Genomic DNA, 7,198 nt, shown 5'->3' on the forward strand with positions numbered 1-7,198 from the left:
GAACAACGGTCAGCCCGTGGACATAAAGGCAATCGGCAACGATGCCGCCGTGCGTGAATACTTCGCTGAGATTCTGCCTGATTTCGACCGCGAGAAAGTTTATACGTCTGATATCCGCAAGCTCCTCACTTGGTACAATCAACTGCTCGCCGGCGGTGTGACCGAGTTCAAGCCTGAGGAATCTGACGCTGAACCAGCAGAAACAGAAGAATAAGCCGCCTGTGAAGCTCAGCAAACAGTTTACAGCCAAGGACAATGTGGTCGAACTGATCGACTACGATTATAATGTGCTCACTGTCCTCAGCCGTTTCTCACTTCCCCTTGGTTTTGGCAACAAAACCATTGGGGAGCTATGTGAGGAATCAGCTATAAATACGGATTCCTTTCTGCTGATCATCAATTTTTTACTGTCAGGGGAGATTGACAAGGAGCTTCTCGGTCGGATTTCGCCGACCGATGTGGTCTATTTCCTGCATAACTCACACGACTATTATCTCTCTTACAAGTTGCCTCATATCCGGGTTAACCTGTGCAATGCTCTTGATGATACGCATAATGATATAAATCCTATAATAGTCAAGTTTTTTGATGATTATACCGATCTTGTCAGAAAGCATTTCAACTACGAGGAAAGCGTTGTGTTTCCATACGTGAAAGCCTTGTGCAACGGGGAGCCGTCGGATTACAGCATTGATGTCTTTCGTCGGTCTCATGACGATGAAGTGGCTGAAAAGCTTGCGGATCTGAAGAATATCATATTGAGATATTACTCGACATCTATGCCTTTCAAGATGTATGATGCCTTGGCTGACATCTATAATTGTGAGGAAGATCTTAATTCACATGCCCATATAGAGAATAATATCCTCATCCCGATGATGACCCGGATGGAAAATAATCTTGACGATCATGCGGCACATTAATATAGGTCTCCTTTTACCTTCTGCCATACAGACAATTGGGGTGGGTGGTATCCTGCGCAGGTTTCAGGATGGCAATCTGACAATTGTGGAGATAAGTCCGTCGGATTATCTTGAGGAAATTTCCCGGACCCACATATCAGTGCTGATCGTTGATCCGGCGATACCGGGCATAGATTGGGATGTCCTTAAGAGCGCCTCATCACAACCGATTAAAATAATAGCGCTTTTGACCCAGCAGTATCCCAAGAGCCTCCTGAAATGGTTTGATGATACGTTTACGGTCTATGATTCGGCTGAGTCAATTATTGAGACGCTTCGGCGCAATATAAGCGTAGAGGACGCCGATGATCGAGGCAAAGATCTTAGTCCGCGAGAAAAGGAGGTTGTTGTGGGGATTGTAAAGGGTCTGTCCAATAAGGAAATTGCTTCCGAAATGGGAGTTTCAGTGAACACAGTGATGACGCATCGTCGAAACATCGCGTCGAAACTCCACATCCACACTCCGGCAGGCCTGACTATTTATGCGATTGTTTCAAATCTTGTCAAGCTTGAAGATATAAAGGCTGACATGGGAAAATTATAGGCAGGCACGAGATACTTATTATATATCGCTATATGAACAATTGTGCCGATAGAATTTTTCTACGGCATTATTGAACCTTTGATTGAGGTCTATGCGGGGATTTAATGGGAAAGAGCCTGAAAGAATTCTTCTCTTAACGCGCTATCGGAGAAAACACCGGCGCTTTCAATGGTTGTAGTTGCGGAATCCTGTTTTTCGACACCTCGCATTTTCATGCACAGATGCTCGCCGGTGCAGACAACTATCACGCCTTTGGCATTGAGCTTTTCCATGATGATACGGCAAATCTGTGATGTCATGCGCTCCTGGACCTGAAGGCGTCTTGCGTAAAAATCGACAAGACGAGCAAGTTTGCTCAGTCCAATGGTTTTGCCGTCGGGTATATAGCCTATTGACACTTTGCCAAAAAATGGGAGGATATGATGTTCGCACAAGGAATAGAACTCGATATCCTTCACAATTACCATGCGCGATCCTTCATGAGAAAAAATGGCATCATTAATAATGATGTCGGGATCCTGGCGATAGCCGCGGGTGACAAATGCCATTGCCTTTGCCGCACGCATCGGAGTCTTGACAAGCCCTTCGCGGGTGGTATCCTCTCCCAGGAGTTTCAGAATAGCTTCGTAGTGGGATGCGATTTCCCGAATGGTTTCATCGCTGATTTCAACTGCCATTTTTTAGTCGTCTGATTTATTCACCATGTACGGTAACACGATCACGGACCACGCGGATCTCCTTGCTGTATGCAGGGAAAGCCCGGCGGAGTTCATCTGCCGCATTGTTTGCTTCCTGCTGTGTTCGGAAGTCTCCGACTTTCAGGCGCCAATAGGGTGATGTGTACATGACGTATGTCTGATATTGCGGAAATCGGGCTGATATGATGCGTTGCTTTGAGCGCGCTTCGTTTTTGGCTGTGCGGGCGTTGTTGTCGCTGAATACCTGTACCCGGAATCCGGCCATGCGTCCGTTGACCGGCCGCGCGATCTCTTCTTTTGCTTCCTCTTCAATCCCTTCGACCGGAATCAGTCGCTTGAGCAGTTCTGCCGGCTGGTTGACTACGTTGTTTGTGCCGCTCGTGATATGATCGACGATGGTCACAACCTCTGTTTCGGCAATCGCCACAGGAGAGGCAAGAAGCGCGACAAGCGGAATCAGATACTTCTTCATTTGGTCTGTTTGTGGTTTTGTGGAAGATTTTGAAGAAATTCCCGCACGGGAATTTGTGTTGAGTATTTGGAATCTCTCGGATCTCGTGCGGGAATATGCTTTGGTCAGAATTAGAATGCGTTAACAATACCCATGAATGAGCTTGCTTCAAGAGCTGCGCCACCGATGAGGCCACCGTCAACGTCGGGCTTGGCAAAAAGCTGTGCTGCGTTAGAGGGCTTGCAGCTGCCTCCATAGAGGATAGAGGTGTTGTCAGCCACTTCCTTACCATATTTGTCGGCAATTGTCTTGCGGATGAAGGCATGCATTTCCTGAGCCTGATCGTCAGTTGCAGTCTTGCCGGTGCCGATGGCCCAGACGGGTTCGTAGGCGAGGACGATTTTGCCGAATTCTTCTGCGTCAAGATTGAAAAGGCCTTCTTCGATCTGAGCTTTTACTACTTCGAAGAAGCTGCCGTCCTCACGCTGTTCGAGAACTTCGCCGATACAAAAAATGGGAGTGAGGCTGTTGTCAAGGGCGAGACGTACTTTCTCACGGAGAGTTTCAGAGGTTTCGCCGTAGTACTGACGACGTTCCGAGTGACCGAGGATCACATAGGTAGCGCCTGTCGAGGCAACCATAGGAGCTGAAATTTCACCGGTGTATGCGCCAGATTTGTGGTCTGCGCAGTTTTCAGCACCAAGACCGAGCTTGTTTTTGTCAATCACATTGTTGATTGATGCAAGGTGGGTGAAAGGAACACAGATGACAACGTCGCACTTAGGCTCTGCTCCGGCGAGGGCTGCGTTAACCTCTTCGGCGAGCTTGATTCCTTCGGGCAGCGTGGTGTTCATTTTCCAGTTGCCTGCTACGATATTTTTTCTCATTTTACCTTAATTAAAATTGGGTTGAAAATTCGCTCACAAAATTAGCGATTTCCAATGAATAATTCAAACAGAAATCCAACTTATCTTGCCATGACAAGGCCTTTGGCCCGGCAGATGCCGGCTTCCGGTTACAACTGCCTGAGGATTGACGGGTCTTTGATTCCGGTATCATTAGCAAAAAGCAGTATTTTGGAGATAATTTCGGCGGTTTTCGGATCTTCGTCAAGGAACGGAAGGAAGATCCGTCCGCGGCTTTGGGTATGAACCGGAAGAACGGCGATCTGTGCGCCGCCTTCTTTGTGGATTGTACCGCTGCCAAGATGGATGCTGTAACGACCCAGCTGGCCGCTTACCTTTGCAAAGGTGTCGCTCAGGCTGACATTGTCAATTCCAAACATGGGCAGAGTGTGACTGACAATGGCTCGCCGCATTTCGATGGTTGAATGGCTGGTCTCTGGATCTACACTTCCCGCATGAGCCACACTTACTGCAAGATCTACATCCCGCATGATTTCAGAGAATGCGATAGGGGAGATTTCTGAAATTTTCTTGTCTTTGAATGTCCTGCGGTCATGAAATTCGACATATTCCAGTGTCGGTGCTTCGATGTCGGCGGGTGAAAACCAGTCGGCCATAGCATATAGTACAGCTGTCACATCGTTATTAAAGCATACTCTCTGAAGCCCGTAGTCATAGTCGACCGTCCACTGTCGCTTTTTCAGAAGAGCGGCAGTGCGTGACGGCATAATCTGATTGCCGGAATAGCGCATAGATTTGCTTGCATCTTTTTCTTCCGGGGTCGGGACATACAGTTCGCGGAATACCTGTTTGAACGGTTGTTTCCACTTATGTTCAAAGATAAGTGCCTGATATGCGCTCCATTCGCTGTTGGAAAGCAGATCGTAAGGGTGGGCGATGCGCAAGCGGTCATTGGCGTTTATGGGACTGAGTTCGCCTTCTGCGGAAATGATTGAGAGTCCGTCGTCTCCGGGAATGCCGGTCTGTCCGCTATCTCTGACAAGCACAAGACATGAAAACATCCTCCAGATAATTGGATTCTCTTTAAGGCTACTGATTTCGGTGCCTGTAAATTCTGACGATTCAACCATTGCCTGTTCGAGCAAGGCACGGCCACGAGTGTGCTGCTCTTTCAATTGCTTGCAGGTTTCTTTTAGGCTGATTACATAAGCATCTTTTTTGAGCCTTGATGGGATGCTTTGCAGAATCTTGCCATTACTTTCGCAGATTATTTCCGGCAGTCCGTCGCCTATATGCAGTTTTATGCTGACCCCGTCTATATCTTTAGGAATGAGGAATTGGGCCGCGTCTTTGACAAGTGCGGCTTCCATACTCCATGTCAGGCGCGTGGAGTCGCCATATCCAGCCGTGCGGGCGAGATTGTCAAGAGCGAGTTTTACTGCGCGCCCCTCGCTTGCCTGGCGTTGTGCGCCGAACTGTTTGCTGTCTTTCAGGAATTTATTGAGAAAAATGTAACGTTCGCTGAGGTCGCCATGCTTGTTGCGCCCAAGCGGGATCAGCCCAAGAGCAACCACCAGATCCTTGTTTCTTTTCTCTGAAATCTCCTTCATGGTCTGTTTTGCTTTCAGATTGCCGAGCAGGGCATCGGAGAGTTTGCGAGAACGGCTGTGGCGGTTGCCGTCGGCCACATGCTTCGCCGAAGCATATATGAATTCGTAACGCTTGCGACCCAATGTCTTGTAGATTTCATGGAACCATGCCGGATCGCAGGCTCCATCTGCGAAGTCGGCAGGCTCGACCGCCGAGTATCTTGAAATGCGTGACTTGGCACGGTCACTGAGTGTATCAGCGGTATGAGCCATGAAGTAGTACGCTCCGCTTGTAAGGCCTTTCCAACCGATGGCCTCTTCTGTAATCTCCAGCCACCGCTGTGAAAACATTGCGGCCTCAGCGAGCTGTTCGTCAGTGATTCCGGCCGCTTTCGCTTTTCGTTTCAGTTCTTCAGGACTGTCGGAATCTGCCGGAGAAGAAGCCTGAAGCAGAGAACTCAGCATTTCGCGCTTATTGAGATTGGTATAATACCCTCTGGTTACGGGTTTGTCTTTCCCAAGGGCCTGCAATATCTGCAACAGTCTGTCGATCCCGCTGACACATCTGATTTCATAAGCCAAGGCTGAAACCGGAGTTTCGGAATCGCCTCTTTTCAGCTCGATGTCGAGGATACGTTCGATAGCTGTATTGATCAGGCGGCATTCGCGGTCGCTGAGAGGTGCGAGCTGTTTGGTCCAGCGGGGCTTTTCAGCTGTCGGCAAACGTTGTGAGAATTCGGCTATCATGCTCTTTTTCATCGTACCTGACATCATCTCTTTAAGCATTGCTTTATCCGAGATGACTCCGAGATTCCATGCGCGGAGGTATTCCATCACATTGAGAGGATTCCGATAGTTGAATCCGTTGGCTAAGCATGATTTTGTTTTGCACAGTAAATCGTGGCGAGCTGCGAAGGAGCGCAGGAACAGATCGTCCGGCATGTCATTGCTTGAATTTTTGCATATTGACAGAAGCGTTGCCACGGGTTGAACATTATAGATGCAATGATCCTCCGGAGACTCCCATGAATAGCTTCGGTAATTTCTTATGCAATCCTCAGCTTTTATGCGAATAGCGAAATCAGACATGAAATCGGTCGCGATTTCCCAAATGACCTGCCCCCTGCAATATTCTTCAGCCAGGGCGCTTATGATGTGGAGTGCCGATCGGAAATAGGGGAAATTTTCGATCGGATTCAGCATGTCAGGATCGAACGCCCGACCTAAAATGCGTTTTAATATCGGGTAAAACGGCTCATCAGAGGCGTTGGGTGTGATTGTCGCAAGCCAAAGGCGCAAAATATTTTCCGGTGAGCTGATTTCCTGATCATAAAACTCTTTCCAGATTTCGGGTAAAGCAATGGATTCAAGTCCCGGTTTATATGATTGCTGTACAGTATTGCCTAAACGGGATATATTTCCATACCGGTCTTTAAATTCATAGTCGGCATGTTTTTCGATCAAATCCATAATAGCTTGTATCAGCTCTACCGCAGGATTATTGTCTTTCCGCAGGAGCTTCTTCAGGATATTGCTGTCAGATTTGAAAGCGAGGGCTTTTTCCGGGTTGAAATCAATTGGGCGTGTCACGGAGACAGAGATTTCATCATTGCAAGAATACAGTCCGAATCCATTTTCCGGAGTGTACATATTTTCTTTCAGGCCATTTTGGGCGAGAATGGTCTCAAGCAGAATCTGTTCTCTGGATGTCGGATTTACTATTGCGGAAAGGTCCGGCTTCAGTGAGTCAACGGCTTCCGATCTCTCGTCTTTGTCGATCCAGTTTTTCAGTATGTCAAGTCCTGCCAGACGACGTTCTGCGGATTTGTCTGTGATAAGACGTCTTACAGAGCCGATGGCTTTGTCGTCGGGAAGCGAACCGAGAATTCCGATGATACAAGTGCGCAATGGTGCGGCTTTAAGACGCAGATGCGACTCCATTGCGAGATAGTCTTCGTCGGTCAAATCATTCCATTCATGCAGATTCCTGACAATCCGACAGGCTTGGTCGCGGGCATCGCTGCCTTTGTCGGCCATCATGGCAATGGCGAATTCTATCTGACGGCGTGTCGTGCACCTATATAAAAT

6 protein-coding genes and 1 pseudogene are annotated in these 7,198 nt (G+C 48.2%); 3 read left to right on the forward strand and 4 right to left on the reverse strand.

Annotated elements, in window-relative coordinates:
* The 3 genes and pseudogenes from K2H17_RS08755 to K2H17_RS08765 all read left to right on the forward strand — a co-directional run.
* A pseudogene (locus tag K2H17_RS08755) lies at positions 1–214 on the forward strand (hypothetical protein); the annotation flags it as partial.
* A 7-nt stretch (positions 215–221) separates the two neighbouring features.
* Positions 222–923: a hemerythrin domain-containing protein gene (locus K2H17_RS08760; protein WP_300133825.1), complete on the forward strand. Its 702-nt coding sequence runs from the start codon at positions 222–224 to the stop codon at positions 921–923.
* 85 nt (positions 924–1,008) lie between these two features.
* Complete coding sequence (locus K2H17_RS08765) at positions 1,009–1,506, forward strand: LuxR C-terminal-related transcriptional regulator (RefSeq protein ID WP_300133827.1); 498 nt, start codon at positions 1,009–1,011, stop codon at positions 1,504–1,506.
* A 101-nt stretch (positions 1,507–1,607) separates the two neighbouring features.
* On the opposite strand, the gene folE is transcribed toward K2H17_RS08765, so the two are convergent.
* From folE to K2H17_RS08785, 4 genes are all read right to left on the reverse strand, one after another.
* The gene (folE, locus tag K2H17_RS08770) at positions 1,608–2,183 is read right to left on the reverse strand and encodes a GTP cyclohydrolase I FolE (protein ID WP_300133829.1); all 576 of its coding nucleotides are present in this window, start codon (positions 2,181–2,183) and stop codon (positions 1,608–1,610) included.
* Between the two features lie 16 nt (positions 2,184–2,199).
* Positions 2,200–2,676 (reverse strand): SPOR domain-containing protein, encoded by a 477-nt coding sequence (locus K2H17_RS08775; RefSeq protein WP_300133831.1) that lies wholly within the window; start codon positions 2,674–2,676, stop codon positions 2,200–2,202.
* A gap of 110 nt (positions 2,677–2,786) precedes the next feature.
* Positions 2,787–3,542: a triose-phosphate isomerase gene (gene tpiA, locus K2H17_RS08780; protein ID WP_300133833.1), complete on the reverse strand. Its 756-nt coding sequence runs from the start codon at positions 3,540–3,542 to the stop codon at positions 2,787–2,789.
* 128 nt (positions 3,543–3,670) lie between these two features.
* Positions 3,671–7,198: DUF4132 domain-containing protein (locus tag K2H17_RS08785; protein ID WP_300133835.1), on the reverse strand; the 3,528-nt coding region annotated here is incomplete at its 5' end.

This window comes from Duncaniella sp. (genome assembly GCF_029054785.1).
Taxonomy (GTDB): domain Bacteria; phylum Bacteroidota; class Bacteroidia; order Bacteroidales; family Muribaculaceae; genus Duncaniella.

Excerpts from the sequence above, each read along its gene's own strand:
- folE (WP_300133829.1), bottom strand. The coding sequence starts at position 2,183 with ATGGCAGTTGAAATCAGCGATGAAACCATTCGGGAAATCGCATCCCAC.
- K2H17_RS08775 (WP_300133831.1), bottom strand. The coding sequence starts at position 2,676 with ATGAAGAAGTATCTGATTCCGCTTGTCGCGCTTCTTGCCTCTCCTGTG.
- tpiA (WP_300133833.1), bottom strand. The coding sequence starts at position 3,542 with ATGAGAAAAAATATCGTAGCAGGCAACTGGAAAATGAACACCACGCTG.